At 36.6% G+C, this 20,636-nt stretch carries 15 protein-coding genes; 4 read left to right on the top strand and 11 right to left on the bottom strand.

The annotated features are described in order from the left end of the window. Positions 1-59 precede the first annotated feature (59 nt). Positions 60-1,004 (bottom strand): NAD(P)-dependent oxidoreductase, encoded by a 945-nt coding sequence (locus tag ALGA_RS08390; RefSeq protein WP_096428899.1) that lies wholly within the window; start codon positions 1,002-1,004, stop codon positions 60-62. Between the two features lie 204 nt (positions 1,005-1,208). Here ALGA_RS08390 and ALGA_RS08395 point away from each other — a divergent pair, with 204 nt between their 5' ends. After that, the gene (locus ALGA_RS08395) at positions 1,209-2,441 is read left to right on the top strand and encodes a hypothetical protein (protein WP_096428900.1); all 1,233 of its coding nucleotides are present in this window, start codon (positions 1,209-1,211) and stop codon (positions 2,439-2,441) included. A 67-nt stretch (positions 2,442-2,508) separates the two neighbouring features. On the opposite strand, the gene ALGA_RS08400 is transcribed toward ALGA_RS08395, so the two are convergent. The 6 genes from ALGA_RS08400 to ALGA_RS08425 form a co-directional block, all read right to left on the bottom strand. Continuing rightward, entirely contained in the window at positions 2,509-3,723 is a 1,215-nt protein-coding gene (locus ALGA_RS08400; RefSeq protein WP_197705726.1) for a winged helix-turn-helix domain-containing protein, read from the bottom strand. Positions 3,724-3,996: 273 nt separating this feature from the next. Then, positions 3,997-4,506, bottom strand: a complete 510-nt coding sequence (locus ALGA_RS08405) for a MarR family transcriptional regulator (RefSeq protein WP_096428901.1) — start codon at positions 4,504-4,506, stop codon at positions 3,997-3,999. Positions 4,507-4,652: 146 nt separating this feature from the next. After that, positions 4,653-5,753 carry an alanine racemase gene (locus ALGA_RS08410; protein WP_096428902.1) on the bottom strand — a complete coding sequence of 367 codons (1,101 nt, stop codon included), beginning with the start codon at positions 5,751-5,753 and terminating at the stop codon, positions 4,653-4,655. 12 nt (positions 5,754-5,765) lie between these two features. After that, on the bottom strand, positions 5,766-6,917 hold the full coding sequence (alr, locus tag ALGA_RS08415; RefSeq protein WP_096428903.1) for an alanine racemase: 1,152 nt from the start codon (positions 6,915-6,917) through the stop codon (positions 5,766-5,768). Next, positions 6,914-8,044, bottom strand: a complete 1,131-nt coding sequence (locus ALGA_RS08420; protein WP_096428904.1) for an amidohydrolase — start codon at positions 8,042-8,044, stop codon at positions 6,914-6,916. The genes alr and ALGA_RS08420 overlap by 4 nt, the downstream gene beginning before the upstream one ends. 62 nt (positions 8,045-8,106) lie before the next feature. After that, positions 8,107-8,547 (bottom strand): GNAT family N-acetyltransferase, encoded by a 441-nt coding sequence (locus tag ALGA_RS08425; RefSeq protein WP_096428905.1) that lies wholly within the window; start codon positions 8,545-8,547, stop codon positions 8,107-8,109. 630 nt (positions 8,548-9,177) lie between these two features. Between ALGA_RS08425 and ALGA_RS08430 the strand changes: the two genes are divergently transcribed. The 3 genes from ALGA_RS08430 to ALGA_RS08440 all read left to right on the top strand — a co-directional run bounded on the left by ALGA_RS08430 (position 9,178) and on the right by ALGA_RS08440 (position 14,083). Further along, complete coding sequence (locus ALGA_RS08430) at positions 9,178-11,442, top strand: glycosyltransferase family 4 protein (protein ID WP_096428906.1); 2,265 nt, start codon at positions 9,178-9,180, stop codon at positions 11,440-11,442. 97 nt (positions 11,443-11,539) lie between these two features. Then, on the top strand, positions 11,540-12,550 hold the full coding sequence (locus ALGA_RS08435) for a glycosyltransferase family 4 protein (RefSeq protein WP_096428907.1): 1,011 nt from the start codon (positions 11,540-11,542) through the stop codon (positions 12,548-12,550). 42 nt (positions 12,551-12,592) lie between these two features. After that, positions 12,593-14,083, top strand: coding sequence for a glycoside hydrolase family 130 protein (locus ALGA_RS08440; RefSeq protein ID WP_096428908.1), 1,491 nt, complete (start codon positions 12,593-12,595; stop codon positions 14,081-14,083). 158 nt (positions 14,084-14,241) lie between these two features. Here ALGA_RS08440 and ALGA_RS08445 read toward each other — a convergent pair whose 3' ends face one another. From ALGA_RS08445 to ALGA_RS08460, 4 genes are all read right to left on the bottom strand, one after another. Further along, entirely contained in the window at positions 14,242-15,480 is a 1,239-nt protein-coding gene (locus ALGA_RS08445; protein ID WP_096428909.1) for a RidA family protein, read from the bottom strand. A 447-nt stretch (positions 15,481-15,927) separates the two neighbouring features. Beyond that, complete coding sequence (locus tag ALGA_RS08450) at positions 15,928-16,806, bottom strand: DMT family transporter (RefSeq protein WP_096428910.1); 879 nt, start codon at positions 16,804-16,806, stop codon at positions 15,928-15,930. A 485-nt stretch (positions 16,807-17,291) separates the two neighbouring features. Next, the gene (locus ALGA_RS08455) at positions 17,292-18,872 is read right to left on the bottom strand and encodes an Ig-like domain-containing protein (protein WP_096428911.1); all 1,581 of its coding nucleotides are present in this window, start codon (positions 18,870-18,872) and stop codon (positions 17,292-17,294) included. A gap of 871 nt (positions 18,873-19,743) precedes the next feature. After that, the gene (locus ALGA_RS08460; protein ID WP_197705727.1) at positions 19,744-20,244 is read right to left on the bottom strand and encodes a peptidase associated/transthyretin-like domain-containing protein; all 501 of its coding nucleotides are present in this window, start codon (positions 20,242-20,244) and stop codon (positions 19,744-19,746) included. Between the last annotated feature and the right edge of the window lie 392 nt (positions 20,245-20,636).

The following is a 20,636-nucleotide window of genomic DNA, read 5'->3' on the forward strand; positions in this document are numbered from 1 at the left end:
TCCTTTTTATTTTTCACTTGATACTTTTCACTTTCTCCTTTTTTACTGGATACTTGATACTAATTCATCATATTTCTGGGCTTTCCAGATAACCACAAACGGATGTTTTCCATCACAATATCAACTCGTTTGTTGAACGATTCCTGGGTGGCAAAAGCCAAATGAGGTAACATGATTAGATTTGGAGCAGTAAACAAGATGTGTTCTTTTTCTAAAGGTGGCTCCTTTTCGTAAACATCAACCGCAGCACCTGCAATTTCACCATTTTGCAATGCTTCACAAAGAGCTGCGTTATCCACAACCGGTCCGCGTGCCGTATTTATTAAAATAGCCGAAGGCTTCATTTTTTTAAATTCTTCCCCACCAAAAAGGCCTTTGGTATCTGCTGTTAAAGGAACGTGAAGCGAAACAACATCGGCTTCCTTCAATAAAACATCCATAGAAACAAATTCAACGCCTTCTACGCTCTTTTCACTTCGATTGAAGGCAATTACCCTACAATTGAATACTCTTGCAATCTCGGCCACCCTAAGGCCTATTGCGCCAGCACCTACAATGCCGATTGTCTTGCCATTCAGTTCCGATCCTAAAAAACCAGCTCTATCGCCTCCAAAGCGAGTGATCGAATCTCCGGAAACAATCTTTCGGTAAACCGATAAAATCATTCCAATGGTCAATTCGGCCACCGATTCTGTTGAAAATCCTGCTGCATTACTCACCAAAATCTTTCTCTCCCGGCATGTTTCCATATCGATATGATCGACTCCGGTAAATGCCACAGAAATCATTGAAAGTTTAGGACAAGCATCTAAAAAATTCTTTGTAATTGGAATGTTGCTGACAACAACAACATCAGCTCCTTCGGCGCGCTTAATCAATTCCTGTTCATCCTCATTTCTATCCGTGAAAAAGATCAACTCATGCCCCAAGGCTTCAAATTCCTGTTTTAACTGTTCATATTTACAAGCTGTTATCCCAATTGGTTCCAGTATAGAAAATTTCATGTAATTATTTTTAGTGTCAATATTATTTTAGACAAGCAAAGTAAAAAAATCGCGTATCATTATCAATGCATTAGCAAGTATTCTACAACATCAATGCAAAAGTATGTTACAACGAGCGAAAAGTTCGATTAAACGATTTTAATTTACAATCTCAGGTATTTTTTTGAACTTGTAGGTATAATAAACAATCATTTGAATTCTATCATGATCAATCACTCAGTACTTTATCATAAAATTCAAAAACAATTTATTACAACTTGGGCGAATTGTCCTGAGTATTTACCCCTTGATAAAAAACGGTTTTCCTATCTTGAAAAACGAATATGGGAAGCAAAATTCGATCGATTTATTCAGTTCGTTCAAACTGAATCGAATCTTGAACAGCCCAACAAAGCAGAAATACTAAGGCAATCTAAATTGTTTTTCGAAGAAGCTTTGTCCTACACCTCCGACCAAACTGAACTCATTTTTTCTGATGAAATGATTACGGCCACAAAAGATTTCATAAAAAAAGCATGGCAGTTCGACCCGGAATTGGCAAATGATGAAATTTTTCAGGCTTTGCGAAATGTATGGATCATGCTTGGTTTGCAATCATTTTTCGGGAAAGAAATTGCAATTACACCATCGCTTTTAGCATACAGCCTTTTGTATCCTTACACGGATAATTTAATTGATAATGCATCCATCGGGAAGGAAGAAAAGATCAATTTCTGCACCAGATTTGCTTTGCGATTGGCGGGGAAACCCATAGAATCAAAATCCAGATCGGAATCCCGAATTTACGATTTGGTGGCAATGATAGAATCGGAGTTCGATCGGGAAATTTACCCGGAAGTGTACCATAGTCTGCTTGCAATTCACGATGCGCAAACAAAAAGTATTGCTTTACTTAGCAGCAAAGCTCTGCTTTCGGAAGCTGAAACCTTCGAGATTTGCATCGAAAAAGGAGCAACATCTGTAATCGCTGATGGCTATTTGGTGATGGGGAATTTAGACGAAACCCAATTTCATTTTTTGTATGAATATGGCGCCTACCTTCAGATTCTAGACGACTTGCAAGATGCCCGACAAGATTATCTGGATGGAATCAGGACCTGTTTTTCGAGAAAATTACCTTACCGAAATTTGGACAAATTACTTTGCAAAACTTATTTTATGGGCAAAGCATTTCATCAAAACTTAAAAGATTTGTATCCAAACGAGATCTCTTTTCAGGGATTGATTCAAAAGAGTTTTGGCTTGCTGTTCCTGGTCTCAATATTCGAAAACCAGGAAGACTTCAGCAGCGATTTTATCCTGAAAATGGAAAAATATGCTCCTTTCCGATTTTCCTATCTGCACAAGCGAAAAGAAGATTTGGAACCCTTCCGGGATTTGATGTTGCAGAAAATGAAGGAATACAAAGATTCAATTGTCAAGCTTGAGAGCATCTAAGCTTATCATGAATATATATCACTGCAAATTGGAATTCCAACAAGTAGTAATGCTTTGCTTTATCGCTTTAATCATTAGTTACCAGACTCTTTATTATTGTAACTAGCTCCTGCCTTACATCCCTTGGAGTCGTTTTATGCACTTCAATAGTCGTACATTCATTAAACTGCATAAAAGGAGCTAATTCTTTGCTTAAAGCCAAAAAGAAAGCATCCGTTTCCCGAAGCTCTGGTTCTAATGCGAGATGATTAATATGTAAGACCGATTTATTTCTATCGGCTTTACAATCCATTCGTGCGACTAGCTTCCCATCCCATAAAATGGGCAAGGAAAAATAGCCAAATTTCCGTTTTGCTTCAGGCACATAGCATTCAATCTGATAATCAAAATCAAAAATTGCCTTCATTCTTTTTCGTTGAATCAACAAATTATCAAAGGGCGAAAGTATTTTCAATTTACTGCGAGACAATGGCTTATTCAATAAATCTAAAGAATCGGGTAAAGCAAGATAGATTTTCTCACCAAGTTTGAACTGAAGGAGTTCTCCCGTTGAAAGCATTTCCTGCAGATTTGCAGAAACCAGAGCTTTGGTGTTTTTTAGTAAATAAGCAATTTCGGAAGCCTGTCCAAGTCCGTTTGCATCCAGATATTTTGTGATTAAAAAACGTGCATATTCCTCTTTACTTGGCAATGAAGTATCAATATCTCCTGGTAAAACTCGTTTTGTAAGATCATAAACTTTGTGAAAACTGTTCCTGTATGGAATCATCAAATCACCTTGCATAAACAGATATTCCAGAGCTCGCTTTGCTGGTTTACTTGCCCAATCCATTGTTTTATTTCCGGTGTATTCAAAGTCTTTTGCCATTAACGGACCTTCTTCCTTTATTCTATCGTACACCGATTTAATCATCTTTTCATCGCGCTCGTACCAATGGCTTTGCTCTCCACTTGCAATCGCATTTTTTCGCACTAAACTGTATCGGTAATCACACATTGGCAAGTAAGATGCAGCATGCGACCAGTATTCAAAAACCTTTTTCTCAGCAACCAGTTGATCAAGATGCGATTTTTGGTAAGAAGGATTCCGTGTCCATAAGGTATGATGATGCGCACGCTGAATCACTGAAATAGTATCTATCTGAACATAACCAAGCTGTTCAATAACTGATAGTGTATCGTCGAGAGCTCTCCCACTCTGTTTTGCCGGTGGCAGCTTCTGCGATAGCAAAACAAGTGTTCTTGCTTCTTGTTTCGAAAGAGAATCTATTATTTGAGCCATATCTTCCTTTGGTTGCTGTGTTTAACGAACATCTAAAAAAGCAGTAAAGGATTCATCTGTTTTTAAGAATAACCAACATCTACATCATAAGGTTCTTCAAATTCCTTATAAGAAACAAATTTCCCATTACGAAACCCTTTCGGGATTTGATGTTGAAAAAGAAGCAAGATTACCGAAGGCAAAGGCGCAATGTGAATTCTTCGGCTTCTCACAAAACAGCAATCTCACAATCCTATGAGAAAGCTACTTAGCATTCACTTTCGATTCTGATTCCTAAATCAATTTTTCAGAATCATCCGATTTAATTTCTTCCTGAATATCATCCTCTGACATAAGCAAAGGAGAAGCTTCTAAATCTTCTATTTCGAGCATAGTAACCAATATATCCAAAGACTTGCCTATCACTTCCAGTTCTTCATCTGATATTTTCTTCAGTTTCAATGCCAGCCTTTGTTGCAGTAAATCAGGAGTTGCCTGTAAAAGATTATCACCCAAAGAGGTCAAGGCAATCAATGTAGTTCTTCGGTCTCCGATTTTAGGCAGGCGTGCCAGCATTCCTTTCTTTTCCAATCGACCTATAATACCTGTTATAGTACTGGAATTAAGATTCAACTGATCTCTAATGGATTTCTGAGTCGCCTGATAATTAGGCGAATTCTTAAGACACTCCAAACATAGTATTTGCGGAATACTTACCCCATAATCCTTCTGGGTTTTCTTTGACTCTATGTTAATAGATCGAATAATCCGTCTAATTTTAACAATAATATCCTTATAATCCATTCATTGTAAATCTAATCAACAGAACTCATTTTCGATGCAATAATAATTAATTTGAATTTAATGTAAGCCTAACGTATCCAGCATCTCCAAAATAATGCAGCAACACTTTAAGCTCATCAGATAACGAATTAGGCCTTGCCAAGACCTTAGAGTACCCAGCCCTTTTTGCTGTCAAGCGGCTTCACTCTTTTTTCAATATATCTTGAGTTTAGAATCCTAAGTATTCCCATATAATCCATTTCAAACTCAATTAAATCGCCCACTTTGTAGTTGTCTTTGTTATCGTGCAAATCAATTACAATCATATCGGAACTTGCTCCTGACACTTTTAAATTTGTATCAATCAATTCAAGATGATTCACATCAACGTCAAGCAATCCCAAATCAACTATTGCCCGATACGAAGTTTCTCCAATACTCGATTTATCAATTTCATAACTGTCACCCTCTAAGTTTGTTCCAAACTCACCCATGGGTACGGTGCGCTTTTCAATCAATTCGATTATTTCTGAGTAAAGCCGAAATACATCAGAATTCATTTTTTCTAATTTTGTATTGTTGTAAACATCTGTTCCCAAAAATAATGTTTCTCCAACCCTAAAATGATTGATTCCTTTCGGCAATAAATTTTGGAAAATAAGAGGTATTGTCACCGAAGAACCTCCGGAAACATAAGGGATTTGCTTATCGAATTTTGCTTCAATCAACTGTTCATATAAGCTCAACTGAATTAATTTATCGTGATTTGGTAAAACCCCGTACAAACAAGACAGATTCGCTCCAATTCCGATTACCTGAATATTATCCAATCTAAAAACGCTTTCATAAAAATCGATGAAATCTTCACCCAAAACTCCTTCGCGAAGTTCGCCCAACTCAATCATTATTATGATTTTGTGAGTTTTTTTCTGCTTTTTAGCTTCTTCTGATAAAAGTTTAATGGTCTCAAACTCTGTATTCACACTAATATCAGCATACTTAACCACACTCGAAAGAGAGCGTTTTGCCGGAGGCTTTATATAAATGGTTTCTATTTTAGGATTGATCGATTTGATCACTTTTAAGTTGGAAACCCTAGAATCACAAATCTGATTAAAATCAAATTTTAATAATTCGGTTAAAAATTCCTTATTCCCGCACAACATTTTTGACACTATTGACCATTCAATATCATTTTCTTTAAAAAGAGAATCGAGATAATCAAAATTTGATTTTAACTTCTTAGTATCTAAAGTTACAAAAGCCATAATTTCTAAGTTTTATTTGATTATTTTACGGGTTATACTTTCTGATAAATGCGCCAATATTTCATAATTTAGTTCATCACTGATTTCACTAAAAGCGCTCACCTTTATTTCTGATTTGCCCTGTTTGCCAATCAAAACAACTTTATCTCCTACTTCCACAGTTTTAAGATGAGTCACATCAATTATTATCATATTCATGTTTACAACACCAATCACACTGCATTGATGACCACGAATAATAACACGACCTTTATTACTCAATGAACGACTATAACCAAAAGAATATCCAACAGGAACCAATGCCGTTTTAATGTTGGATTGAGCGAGATATGAAATTCCATATCCAATGAATTCTCCACGTTTAATTTCTTTGACAGCCATTACCTGACTTTGCCATCCAAGTATTCTTTTTAATGGATCGACCATGTCATCCTGACTGTTAATGTATTGAACGAACACTTCGGTACTCGACCAAAAACCATAAAGCATAATTCCAACTCTTACCATATCCATTCTTGTTTCAGGATAAACAATGCTTGCGGCAGAATTAGCGACATGTTTGTACTTTGGTTTCAAATCATTTGCTTCCAATTCAGTTGCCATTTCCTGATATTTTTGCAACTGATTCTGTATTCTGAAATGATTGGAAACACTTTCGGCTCCAGCCAGATGCGTACAGAAGCCTGTTAGCTCGAGATGCTCGATGTTCTCTTTGATAATAGCAATGGCAGCATTCAATTCAGGCCCATTTAATCCTGAACGATTCATTCCTGTTTCAATTTCGAGATGAATTTTGGCTTTTAAACCCAATTCAGTGGCAAATTTCACAGCCGATTCCAGACGCTCAATATTAAATACAAAGAATTCAATATTTTTTTCGATTGCATCTTTGATATCCTTTTCGTTCAACCAGCCCATAACCATTATAGAAGCTGGTTTGGGAAGGCTATTGTAAACACGAATGGCTTCGCTGTAATAGAACACCGAATAATGTTCAATGCCATATTTCTGAAATACGGGAACAATTTGTTCGATTCCATGTCCATAGGCATTGGCTTTCACAACAGCTGATATTTTTACTTGATCACCAAGTTTAGATCTTAGAAAAGAGATGTTATTTTGGATTGATTTTTCACTTAGTGATATTATTGTATTGTCAATCATGACTGCAAAGTACTTTTGTAAATGGTATAGAATAGATTTATTCCAGTTTCAATGATATCATCAGGAAAATCGAAATCGGGATTATGAAGTTGAGGCTGCTCGTATCCTGAACCTAATCCAAAATAACAAGCATTGAACTTTTCCGTATAGTAGCCAAAGTCTTCCGACCACTTATAGGGAGTTTTAATGTACTCAACATCCAAACCATTCTGTTTTGCAGCTTGTTCTACTATGCCAACACAAGCATTATTATTCATTGTTGCTGGAAACACTTCGGTATAGCTTATTTCACAAGCCAATTTTTCCTGGTTCGCAACTTCCTTTACTATTTTCTCACACAAAGAAGTAAGCAATGTTAAATCTTCATTTTCAAAAGCACGCAGAGTAATTCTTATTTCGGCATAACCTGGAGAAGTCCCAAAAGATATTTCTCCCAATTGAATGTGGATGATGGTTAGTAAAATAAAATCACTGAACAGCGTTTTATCTGTCCTTAGAACATGAAGTTTGCTGATTATTTGAGAGATGGCATCAGCAGGACTGATTCCATCCTGAGGTTCGGCCGCATGAGATGTTTTTCCGGTAAGCTGAACCGTCATGCCTTTTGATCCGGAAGCAAAACTTCCATTTTTGAGAACTATTCTATTTTTAGTAAGTCCAGGTATATTGTGCAGCGCAAACAGATAATCAGGCTCATTGTTTTTGAAATTCACATTTTCCATAACATCACATGCACCCTGCTCCACCTCTTCGGCTGGCTGAAAAAGTAGAATTACTTTTCCTTTAGTTGGACGATCAGTTGATATTTTCTGAGCCAAGCCAGCTACGATAGCCATGTGCCCATCGTGTCCGCATACATGAGACACTCCCTCATTCACAGAAGCATATTCGAGTCCTGAAATTTCTTTGATGGGAAGAGCATCCAACTCGCATCTAAACATCATGGTTTCCCCCTGTTCAGCTCCTTTGAAAACAAATAATACGCCTTTATCTCCAAGTCTGATCACCTCATCGGGTTTGTACTCATCGATGAAGTTTATGATACGGTCAGTAGTCTTATACTCACAATTTGAAACTTCAGGATATCTATGTAATTCTCTTCGAAGTGCAATAATTTTCTCGTTCATGTACGCAGATATTATAGAATGCTGTTCAATTAAAAAAGATCAATCGCCTGAAAAGGCTTGCTTTACTTTTTCAATCGCATTTCTACATACTTGCTGCTAAAGCCTACTTTTTCGTATAAAAATCGGGCAGGATTTTCTGGTTCAACATGCAAAGCAATATCTCCTTTGCTAATTTTAATCACTTCGTTCATTAAGCCTTTACCAAGGCCTTTTCCCCTTTGAGATTCATGTACAGCTATGTACACCAAAATATTCTCAGGAATATAACCTTCCATTCCGGTTCGGTTGATTACTACAGAACCAACTATTTCATCATTGTCCTTAGCAACCAAAACAAAACCGCCCCCTACTGGTTCATCCTTCATGGCATAAATAATTGCCTTTTTAATATCTGCCTTGTCATCGCCATACTCATCTAAATGCTTATGCAAAAAGCTCACGATAGCTTCCATTTCTATACTATCAGGTTTTTCAATTGAAGTGTACGTTTTATAATTTACCATATTCCTTTTATTTACTTTAAATGCATATATACTACTAAAAAACAAATATTTACACCAACATTAACGATGTTGTATTTTACCAAAAAATTATTTTAATCAGATAAAAACGTTGTAAGATACAAATATTGTTTCTACACAACAAAAGTACTTGAAATAAAATTAAAAGACAATTACGTGTTTATATCCACAACAAAAACAATCCTTTTGAATATTACATATCACTCATTAGCAAAAGCATACACCAGACAATTAAATAAACATATATTTTAAAAAACTGTAAATAAGTTCTGCTCCACATATATTTGTTGTGTAGAACTTATATGCTATTTAAGGACATAATTGCAAGGCAAAGATGCAAAGTGGCAGCAAGGCAAAAAAAAGATACCAACATATTATTTTCTTTGTTTTATTAGACGATTTAGATTCAAGTTTAATTTGGAGGATGGAGGGTTTAATATAGCTTAAACTGTGCGTGTTACATGTTCTTTTACCCACCTAAAACACCTCAACATTCATGATATTTCACTATCTTTAATAGGATCGTGACCTACTCTTATAAACGCCTGTAGAAACAGGATGATATTGTGAATTAACAAAGCAGTTTTTATATTCCATTTAAACATACGAATCATGAAATTTGCCTACATCGGAACATATCCCCCGCGGGAGTGTGGAATTGGTAGCTTCACAAGTGACCTGTATCATTCCATGGTGGGCGATATTAATCAGAATAAGAACGAAGGATTTATTGTTGCCATGAATAATTCGGATGAAAAACATTTGTATCCGAGAGAAGTAAAACTAACTATTCAGCAAGAAAATAGAAATGAATATATAGCCGCAGCAAAACACATCAACAAGAGCGGAGCGGATGTTTGTATTCTTCAGCATGAATTTGGGATTTTTGGCGGACGAAGTGGTGTTTACATCCTCTCCTTGCTGCACCGCCTAAAAATACATTTGGTAGTTACCCTTCATACCATTAGTAATAATCCTTCGTACACCGAAAAAGCCATTTTAAAGGACATATGCAAAATGGCTAATGTGGTTATTGTGATGAATTTAAAAGCAATTGATTTTCTGAATGATATATATGATGTTCCCAGAGAAAAAATTGCATTTATTGAACATGGGGTTCCAGACTTCCATTTTGATCAGAAAACAATAAAGAAAGAGTTTAAACTCGAGAAGAAAAAAGTCATACTAACATTTGGCTTTTTGAGCAGAAACAAAGGCATTGAGGTAGCCATAAAAGCAATGCCGAAGCTCGTTAAAAAGCATCCAAATGTTATCTACCTGGTACTAGGGAAAATTCATCCCAGTGTTATGCGCGCTTCGGGTGATGAGTATTTGCAATATCTAAGGCAACTTGTTAAAAGTCTTAGCCTTGAGGATCACGTAATAATACCAAACGAGTATGTTCCTCAGGAAGATTTGTTTAAATATTTATATGCTTCGGATATTTATATAACACCCTACAATAACGAAGCTCAGATTACGAGTGGTACCTTATCGTATGCAGTTGGTGCAGGTTGTGCTGTAATCTCGACCCCATACTGGCACGCCACCGAATTATTAGCCAACGGAGTGGGCCGACTATTTGATTTCCACAACTCGAACCAACTAAGCGATATTTTGATTGAGCTGCTGGATGAGCCGGAGACTTTAAATGCGATGCGGAAAAAAGCATATGAGTATGGAAGAAAATTTACATGGCCTGAAATAGGAGCTAAATATAACAAACAGGTATTTAATACACTGCAAGATGAAATAGAAAACAAAGGGCAATACTTTGACATTCTGGTTATGCCCCCATTTTCGCTCAAGCACATCAACCGATTAACTGATAATACGGGAATTATGCAACATGCGAAATTTGGTATCCCTAATTTAAAACATGGCTATTGCCTGGATGATAACGCCAGAGCATTGTTAATGGCTTTACTGGCCTTTAAAGTGAAAAATAATTACAAGGCTCTCGAATTTTGCCCGATCTATTTGAGCTATATCCAATACATGCAAAACGAAAACGGAACATTTAGGAATTTCCTCAGTTTCGACCGTAGTTTTCTTGATGAAGTAGGATCGGAAGATTCGTTTGGAAGAACCATTTGGGCTCTTGGGTACTTACTTGCTAATTCCCCCAATGCGTCCTACTATGAATCGGGCCGATCGATGTTTTTAAAAGCAGTTCCTATTTTTGAAAAACTAAAATCAGTAAGAAGCATTGCCAATACGATAATAGGAATCAGCTACTATCTGCAAAGAAATCCTTCCGACGATTCAATGACTGAACTGCTAAGCCGTTTATCAGTTAAACTGGTTGAAAGTTATGAGGAAAACAGTTCGGATAACTGGAGATGGTTTGAACCCTTCTTAACCTACGACAATGCCATGTTGCCGCTTGCGCTCTTGCATTCTACCGAAATACATAATGACGATAGAATTCGCAAAACGGCTTTCCGTTCCATGGAATTTTTAATCAGTAAAACTTTTAGCAATGGATATTTATCGATAATTGGAAGTGATGGCTGGTACGAAAAAGATGGGAAACGAGCCACTTTTGCTCAGCAACCGCTTGATGCTATGGCAATGATATTACTATTTAAGCAAGCTTTTAAAATAAAAAAAGACATAGAATATCTGAATAAATTATTCAAATCGTACATGTGGTTTCATGGAGAGAATGATTTGCGAATAAGCTTGTATGATTCTGAAACAAATGGTTGCTGCGATGGATTGGAAAGTTATGGTGTTAACCGCAATCAGGGGGCCGAAAGTACACTGGCTTATGTGATTTCACACCTAATTGTTCTGCAGGCACATAAAGATTTCAACAGGGAACTATTCGCACAAAAAAGATCATCCACAAAAAATGTGAGAGAATTTAATTAATTGAGAGCGTGCTGACAAAGTAATGTGCGCAGGCACCGCTGTTTTAGACGAACCAGTGGCTTGTTGTTTACGCAATCCACAATAAACTTATAAGCTCATGAAGATAGCTGTTTTATCGCCTATTGCATGGAGAACGCCGCCAACAAAATATGGCCCGTGGGAACAAGTAGCTTCGAATATCGCCGAAGGGCTTGCTGAAAAAGGCATTGATGTGACGCTATTTGCAACAGGAAATTCGAGTACAAAAGGGAAATTGGAATTTATATCGGAGACTGCTTATGCCGAAAACAGTACTATTGAACCAAAAGTTTGGGAATGCCTGCACATTAGTAATTTAATGGAGCAGGCCGATCGGTTTGATCTGATACACAATAACTATGATTTTTTGCCTCTTACTTACTCGAAACTCATTAAAACACCCATGCTAACAACGATACATGGGTTTTCGTCGCCGAAAATTATTCCTGTCTACAAACAGTACAACAAGAATAATTTTTACGTCTCTATTAGTAATTCCGACCGCAGCTGCGAGCTCGATTACATCGCGACTGTTTACAACGGCATAAAATCTTCTGACTTTACTTTTAATCTAAATCCGAAGGAATATTTACTTTTTTTTGGCCGGATTCATCCTGAAAAAGGGACTTCTGAATGCATTGAAATAGCGAAGAAAGCGGGAAGGAAACTGATTATATCGGGTTTAATACAAGACCAGGACTATTTTAACAAGATGGTAAAACCTTTTATTGATGATGATGCTGTTGTGTATGTAGGCAATTCAAATCCCAAAGAAAGGGATAAACTTTTGGGTGAGGCTTTTGCTCTGTTGCATCCGATAAGCTTTAACGAACCATTTGGCTTGAGTGTTGCAGAATCGATGTTGTGCGGAACACCGGTAATCGCGTTTAACAGAGGATCGATGCCGGAATTAATACAGACCGGTAAATCGGGCTTTTTGGTGAATACCGTTGATGAAGCAGTACTTGCTGTTGATTCGATTAAATGGGTAAGCAGGGCGTATTGCAGGGAATGGGCCGAATCGAAATTCACTCAGGAAAAAATGATAGAGGCTTATTTAAATGTTTATCGGAAAATTTTAGAGAGGTAGTCGTATTTTATTAAAATCACTAACCAATAAGGCAATATTCAGATGAAAAAGGCAGTAGATATCAGCACATTTATTAGTCGGAAATCAATACTATTAATGCGTGATTCGTCGCGGGTAATTACCCGTGCCCATATACCAGGTGGTGGCTTATCGCGTGTCGATCACGTAATTGACCGGGTTTTGAAGCTTAGCGAAGAGGAAGCCGATAAAGTAATGCATACTATTTGTGATAAATTTAATGACAGACACAAAGATATTGAGCGGCAAATAACAGAACACTTTGATAATGTTTCGGAGTTTTTACCACACGACATCACCATCAGTAAAATAAAAAAAGTGCTCATTGGAGCCTATTTTACCATGGAGTACTCCATTGAATCGGCTGCACTTTTTAATCCTTCGATGATTCCTCACCCAGACCAAAGTAATTTACCCGAAGACAGTCTGCGTTTTATAATGAGTTTGCGTGCAACAGGCGAAGGACATATTTCATCAATCGTTTTTCGCAGTGGTGTAATTAATAAAGACGATTCAATTTATTTTGATGCGATAAGCGAGTTTGTTGAGACGTCGAAAATGCGCCACAACCCGTTTTATGACAGTCACCTGTTTCGACGTAAATTAGAAGATTTGAATGCATGGGATGAAACAAGCCTCCGGGTAATGGAACAAATACCCGACCGGTTTACTTTTCAGGAGTTAAAAGTGAGTATCGGTGTACTTCACATGGATCCGGACTTTAGCTGCAACGATAAAGTAATTACTACTTTATTTTGGCTGGCCAATTCGAACTACAACATACAGTTTAATGAAAGTTGCCCCGTTTCGGAGCGGGTGATATTTCCCTATTCGGAAAATGAAAACAGAGGGATTGAGGATGCCCGCTTTGTTAAGTTTTACAATGAAAATGACGAAAGCATATACTATGCCACCTACACGGCTTACAATGGGGTTAGTATTCTTCCGCAGTTAATAGAGACAAAGGATTTTCTCAGTTTTAATGTTATTACTTTAAACGGTAAGGCTGTGCAAAACAAAGGCATGGCATTATTTCCACGAAAAATAAAAGGCAAATATGTAATGCTATCCCGCCAGGACGGAGAAAACAATCACATCATGTTTTCGGATCATCTGCATTTTTGGCATGAATCAAAAATTATTCAAGAACCCCAAAAACCATGGGAGTTTATACAAATAGGAAATTGCGGATCGCCCATAGAAATTAATGAAGGCTGGCTTGTGCTTACGCATGGCGTGGGGCCTATGCGTCAATATTCCATAGGTGCTATTCTGCTCGATTTGGATGATCCGACAAAAGTAATTGCACAACTTGATGAGCCGTTACTCACCCCCAACGAAGAGGAACGCGAAGGTTATGTACCGAATGTTATCTATTCGTGTGGAGGATTACTGCACAAGAATAAATTAATTATTCCTTATGCCATGTCGGATATATCATCGGGTATTGCAACTATAGAGGTGAGCGACCTGCTATCCTGCATGAATTACAATAAGCAGGAACAAACTACTTAGCTGGGTTTCTTTACGGATATTTTTACAGCCGTATTCTTCTCCTGTGTTAAAAAATGATACAAAAAAATAGCTTGGACAGAACCCGAGCTATTTTTGTACTTACACAGTTTATGAGATGCTGTCTTTTAAGACATGAAATCAATAACTAAAAAATCTTGTTACTTTGCAGGAGGTGTCCCTTCACAGTTCGAAAGAACGGCATCAATTTGTACCAAAGCATCCATAGAAATAGCTGAAACACCAACTACTGTTCTTGCAGGAAGATCGCCTTTAAAGAATGTTGTGTAAACTTCGTTAACAGCATCAATATCCTCGATATTTTTAAGGGCGATATTTATTTTAACGGTATCGTCCATATCGTGATCAACACTTTCCACAATTGCCCTGATATTTTTTAAGCATTGTTCAGCCTGCTCTTTTACTCCACCAGCTACCATCTTACCCGTTTTTGGATCGATAGGTAATTGACCTGAAATATGATTGTAATGAGAAAAAGCTACAGTGTGTGAGTAGGATGCTTTTGGTGCATTTTCCGTATTGTTTGCTTCTATCACAAGTAGACTTGTGTCTTCAGGAAGTTGTGGAGGAGTACCATCTCCGTGCGACACTGCAGTATCAATTTGTACCAAAGCATCCATAGGTAAAGCTAAAGCGTTAACTACTGTACGAGCAGGAACATAGTTTGGGAAAAATTTTGCACAAACTTCGTTTACGGCTTCAACATCCGAAATGTTTTTAAGGAAAATAGTTGTTTTAACCACATCGTTCATAACATGATCAATACTCTCTAAAATTGCTTTAATGTTGTTTAAACACTGTTCTGTCTGCTCTTTTACACCACCAGTTACCAGTTCTCCCGTTTTTGGATCGATAGGTAATTGAGCTGAAAGATTGTTGTAATGAGAAAAAGCTACAGTTTGTTTAGATACAGAACTTTTGGGTGCATTTTTCGTGTTTCTTGAAACTTTTACCAAAGCGCAAGGAGCTTGTGGAGCTGTACCTTCACCGTTTGAAATAAGTGCATCCATTTGTACCAAAGCGTCAGTCATAGGTAGTGCAGCAACTGCGACTATTGTCTGTGTAGGACGAGAGCCTTGGAAAAATGTTGTATAAACTTCGTTTACAGCCTCTAGATCTGAGATATTCTTAAGAAATACAGTGATTTTAACAACATCGTCCATAACATGGTCGATACTTTCTACAATTGCTTTAATGTTGTTTAAGCACCGCTTTGCCTGCTCTTTTACATCATTACCTATAATTTTACCCGTTTTGGGATCGATAGGTAATTGAGCTGAAATGTTATTGTAATGAGAAAAAGCTACCGTCTGTGTAGACACAGAGCTTTTGGGTGCATTTTCCGTGTTTCTTGAATTTTTAATGATTTTACTACTCATATTAATTTCCCCTTTTAGTGTTTGTTACTGGTATTTTTTGTTGCGCAGCAAACCTAGTAAAAAAATTAATAGTGTTGTCATAAAATCGATGAATCTCAACTTTTTACAAATAGATTAAAACGATATAAAGCAGAATTTTTATTTGATTTTTTCTCTTCATCCTTTTTACTTTTCTTCTTCTGTTTTGACATGAGGTTCCTACTCGTTCTTTTTATCAACATCACCGTTAATTTCATCATAACAAAACGCTTCTGATATATCATTGGGTATTGCAAGGATAGAGGTAAGCGGCCAGCTCTCCTACATGAATTACAATAAGCAGGAGGAGGAACCCCAAACCCCTAAAGGGGCTTAAAAAGATTTACAGCTTAGTTTAGAAGTATGAGCATGAGGATGTAGAACTGTGAGGGGCTCACTTTTTGTTGCATGTTCGCATGGATATGGAATTTATTCCTGCACACAAAGCTGTTCCTTTTTTTCCTTGTTGCTTACTAGAATTTGATAGAGAACTACCCCAAATAAGATTAAAAGCATTCCAAATGCTTCCTTGCCATTTAATAATTCGCTTAAAGCCCAATAACCAAATAAAGCACCAAAGACAGGTTCTAAAGAAAAAATGAGTGCCACTTTTACAGAGCTGACATATTTCTGAACCCAAACCGACACAAAGTAACAGAACAAGGTTCCAATAATTCCTAAATAGACAATGGCGGTAAGCGATTCGGAGGAAAGACTCCCCATATCGAAACCGACTACCAACAATCCAATTAAACTGAACACAGAGCCGGAAATAAACTGATAGGTAATTAATGATAATGTTTCGGTGTTTTTCACAAACCTACCCGAAAGAACAATATGGAAAGCCGCAGCAACAGCGGTAATCAAAGTAATGATATCGCCTTTATTAAATTTCGTATCAAAATCGTAGGTCAATAAGAACAGGCCAACAACAACAATCAAAATGGAGAAAAGATCGGATTTATGAAATTTGGCTTTGTAGAAAACAAACAAAATTATCGGGACGAAAATAACTGCTACTCCAGTAACAAAGGCACTGTGTCCGCTGCTGGTAAATTTCAATCCAATAGTTTGAGATAAATAGGTAGCGGTGAGCAAAAAGCCTAAAATGCTTCCTTTGATGATGGCTTGCTTGTTTAGCAAACTTTTTTTGTTTTTAAGGATTACAAAGAACAGCATAGGGATTGCAGCCAGCAGCATTCTCCCAAAAACGATGAAATATTCGTTTACGGTACCCACCGTATCTTTAATAATAAAAAAGGTTGAACCCCAGACAATTGTGACTAGTATTAGAAGGAAATTATTCATTTAGTTCGATATTGATAGTTGCTGTTTCGAAAAAATAAGGACAGGCTATAAGGATGCCCTAAAATACTTATCTCCCGAATCGCGAATATACTTTAATTTGATTCATGAGCCTAGCAAATCAATATCCATTAAATAACTAGTTTTCACAATACATCAATTACGAATCAGACCGGAAGTTTGAGGGGTATTTATCACACTTACGCAATCATCCAGCAAGTAAAATAAATCGATATGTTACAAGCCCAAACTCCCGAAGGGGCTTAAAAAAGAAGTGCCAAGTATCAAGTCATACTCTACTCTTATTAAACCGAACAGGTTAATTTACATGATGTAAGAAACCTGTCGGGTTTCAAAAAACAATCACCAAACCTGAAGGGGATTAAAAAGATTTACAGCTTATTTATAAAGTAGGGGCATGACCAAACCTTAACAAACAGGATGCAATCGCGCACGAGCGGGGCTAGACTTTATGATGCAATTTTTTACTATTCATTTTTTTTGTAATTCAGTAAGAATACACTATCATGTATGAATGGAATCCATACATACATAATCACACCATATGCATCTTCAAGTTTTAAGCTATCTGTTGAATTAAAATCGACAGGTTGTAATGTTTCATCATTTATTGATATGTTATCAGCATATAAATATGTTCTCCCAAGATTGTCACATACTGGATTAAGGCGTCCTGTGAGGCCCGGTATATAACATATTTCTGAAGTGCTAATAATGGAACTGTGTGTATTGTCTGTCAATTTTACATTAACTAATTTATTTTCATTAATTGATGTGTCGTAAATTATTACACCATTATAGCTAGCAGAAGCTACCAATATGTTCACAATTCTTTCTTTGTTTGAGAATATTTCAAAACGCCCACCTGTAATGGGACTTGTGCTAATATTAACTTCTACATCTGTATCCCAAGCTACTACGTTACAATCACCAATAGTTTCACCATCAATATTTACGACAGTTACAATCATTTTATAACCAACTTCGATATAATATTCTTCTTTCACAAGACCATCGTCACTAATTGCGCTAATTGTTGCACTACCCTGTGCCTTAGTGGTAATAATACCAGCATCAGATATTGTTGCCACATCAATATTATCTGAAGACCAATCTATATTTCTATAAGTTGCATTTTCAGGATATACTACGGCTTTTAATTCAAATTCCTCCCCAATATTAAATCGTTGTGTAGTTGATGTAACGACAATACCAGATACAAGAATTGGTTTAACTTCAATTTTACAAATAGCAGAAAAATCTCCATCATTTGAAGTGACCTTTATTTCTGCTTCACCTATACCAAGAGCTTTTACAACTCCTTCGTCTGTTATAGTTGCAATATTTATATCACTTGATTCCCATAAAACACTTTTATCAGTAGCATTGTCAGGATATACTATTGCTGATAACTCAGTAGACTCATCAATGAATATCATTAAATCAGTCTGTGAAATTTCAATAGAACTAACTAGTACAGGATCAACGGTAACTTCACATGTAGCCGTAAAGGAACCATCATTCGTTGTTACTGTTATTGTAGCTTTACCAGGCGCAATAGCTTTTACAACTCCTCCGTCTGTAATAGTCGCAATATTTAAATCACTTGATTTCCATGAAACACTTTTATCAGTAGCATCTTCGGGAGAAATTTTGTATTTCAAGGTTGAAGCCTCTCCAAGCTTTAAATTGATATTACTTTCGGATAACGTAACTTCTTTTATAGTTGTAGCAACAACAGTAACCATACAGAAAGCCGTTTTATTATTTGATGTACTTATAATAATTTTTGTACTTCCTATTTTTTTTGCTTCTATTATTCCATTTTGCAGCACTTCTGCGACATTTTCATCTTCACTTGTCCAACTAACTGAATAATCCTCTGCTTGTGTTGGATTTACAATGTATTCAAGCGTGTCACTTTTACCAACATTTAATTCTATTTTTGAATCTGTAATTGTAATAGATTCCGGTTTAACAGTTTCTTTATCACATGATGTAGCAAATAAAAATATTAATGATGCTACACAAATTAACTTTGATTTCATTTTAGTTAATATTAGTTTCAATTATATGTTATGATAACAATCTTAAGCGCCGTTTATAAAACGACACTAAAATTCTTACTAAAGTATTAAATCTAAACTAAGATGCATACTGTCAAACCTGCCAACTTGCCTTTATTCACATAAAATATATTTTAAGGAGATGGCTATCTTGCTAAGGGAAAGAAAGGCTGGAGAGTGCTTGTGATGTAAATAAAAAATCCCATTAAACCCCAAACCTCTGAAGGGGCTTAAAAAAAGGAGTGCCAAGCATCTAGTCATAGCCTGACAGTTTATTTACAAACACCCCTCTATATCTCCCCTGAAAGGGAGACTTTAAAAAAACACCGCTCTGTATCCCCCTTGAAATTCCCTTATACCCCAAACCTCTGAAGGGGCTTAAAAAATTTGCAGCTTATTTATAAAGTAGGGGCATGACCAAACCTTAACAAACAGGATGCAATCGCGCACTGATTTTTGGGTGGTTTTGGATTGAAAGCAGTTGACTGTATTCAAGAAAAGCGCCGTCAGGGTAAAAAAAACCGCTGACGGGCTTGGAGGGATGATAGCCCTTGCGGTCGTAGATCCCAGACGGCGGTTTGTAATTGTGATAAGACATTTTAGAGAATAGGTAGGCGGTATTTTAATAGGGAAAACAAGGCTGGAGAGTGCTTGTGATGTAAATAAAAAATCCACGAAAGTGTGTACTTGCGTGGATTTTTTATGTAGCGCTAATAGAACCCAATTAAATATTCATCGATTATAGGGTGTTGCGGTTCGTATATGGCGTAAGGTCATGAAATGTACTTAATTGTAGATAGGTACTCATCGCTGGCTTTTGCAAACCGCTCAGAGTTCTATTTATTACGGGCTTTTATTTGCTAACGATTACCAAATGTTTAGTCCATGCAGAAGGAATTACATTAATTCCATAAACTTTTAATTCTGTTTTATCTATACTGGCAGTTGATTTAGATAAAGTTTCATTCAAGAATTCAGTATCTAATTTATACATTGCTCCTGTTGCAGGGTCAATAATTAACATACCAATAACTCCACCAAGAAGTATATTCCCAAAATACCAACCATCTAATTTGAAATTTACAGGAACAGTTTTGATATCATATCCATCTTTTGTAAATTTTACTTGATACTGTGCTTTCCCAAAAAAACCTGAACCTGCTCTTAATTTGATGGTTGCAGGTGTATTTCCTGCGTAGACTTCAACACCTTTCTTGTCGGTTATTACAATTCTCGCCTCTGAAGGTGAACTGTTAATAGAGATTGGGTAACTACTTTTACTCACAATACTCGCACAACTTGATAAGAGCAGGAACCCTCCGACTAAAAATAAACTTGCAATTCTTCTTACCATCTTAATTGAATTTTATTGTTATACCTACTTCTGTTTTACGTCTTTTTTCGGTGTATTCCGACCTATCAGTTTTATCCATTAATTAAAAAAAAAGTGTATTTATCGACCCATATAGGTTGGTAATACTGAGTTTTTACTGCTCGCCACGGCGGCTTAACTATTCAAAATACTCGAATACAAACATCTTATGGTGATAATCTTAACTGTTAGCTATGAGATGACAGTAAGAGACTTATGAAGATATTAAATTTTAACTGAGATTCATACTGTCAAACCTGCCAACTTGCCTTTTTTCACATAAAATATATTTTAAGGAGGTGACTATCTTGCTAAAGGAAAACAAGACCGGAGAGAGCTTGTGATGTAATTAAAAAATCCACGAAAGTGTGTGT

Source organism: Labilibaculum antarcticum, from assembly GCF_002356295.1.
GTDB lineage: Bacteria > Bacteroidota > Bacteroidia > Bacteroidales > Marinifilaceae > Labilibaculum > Labilibaculum antarcticum.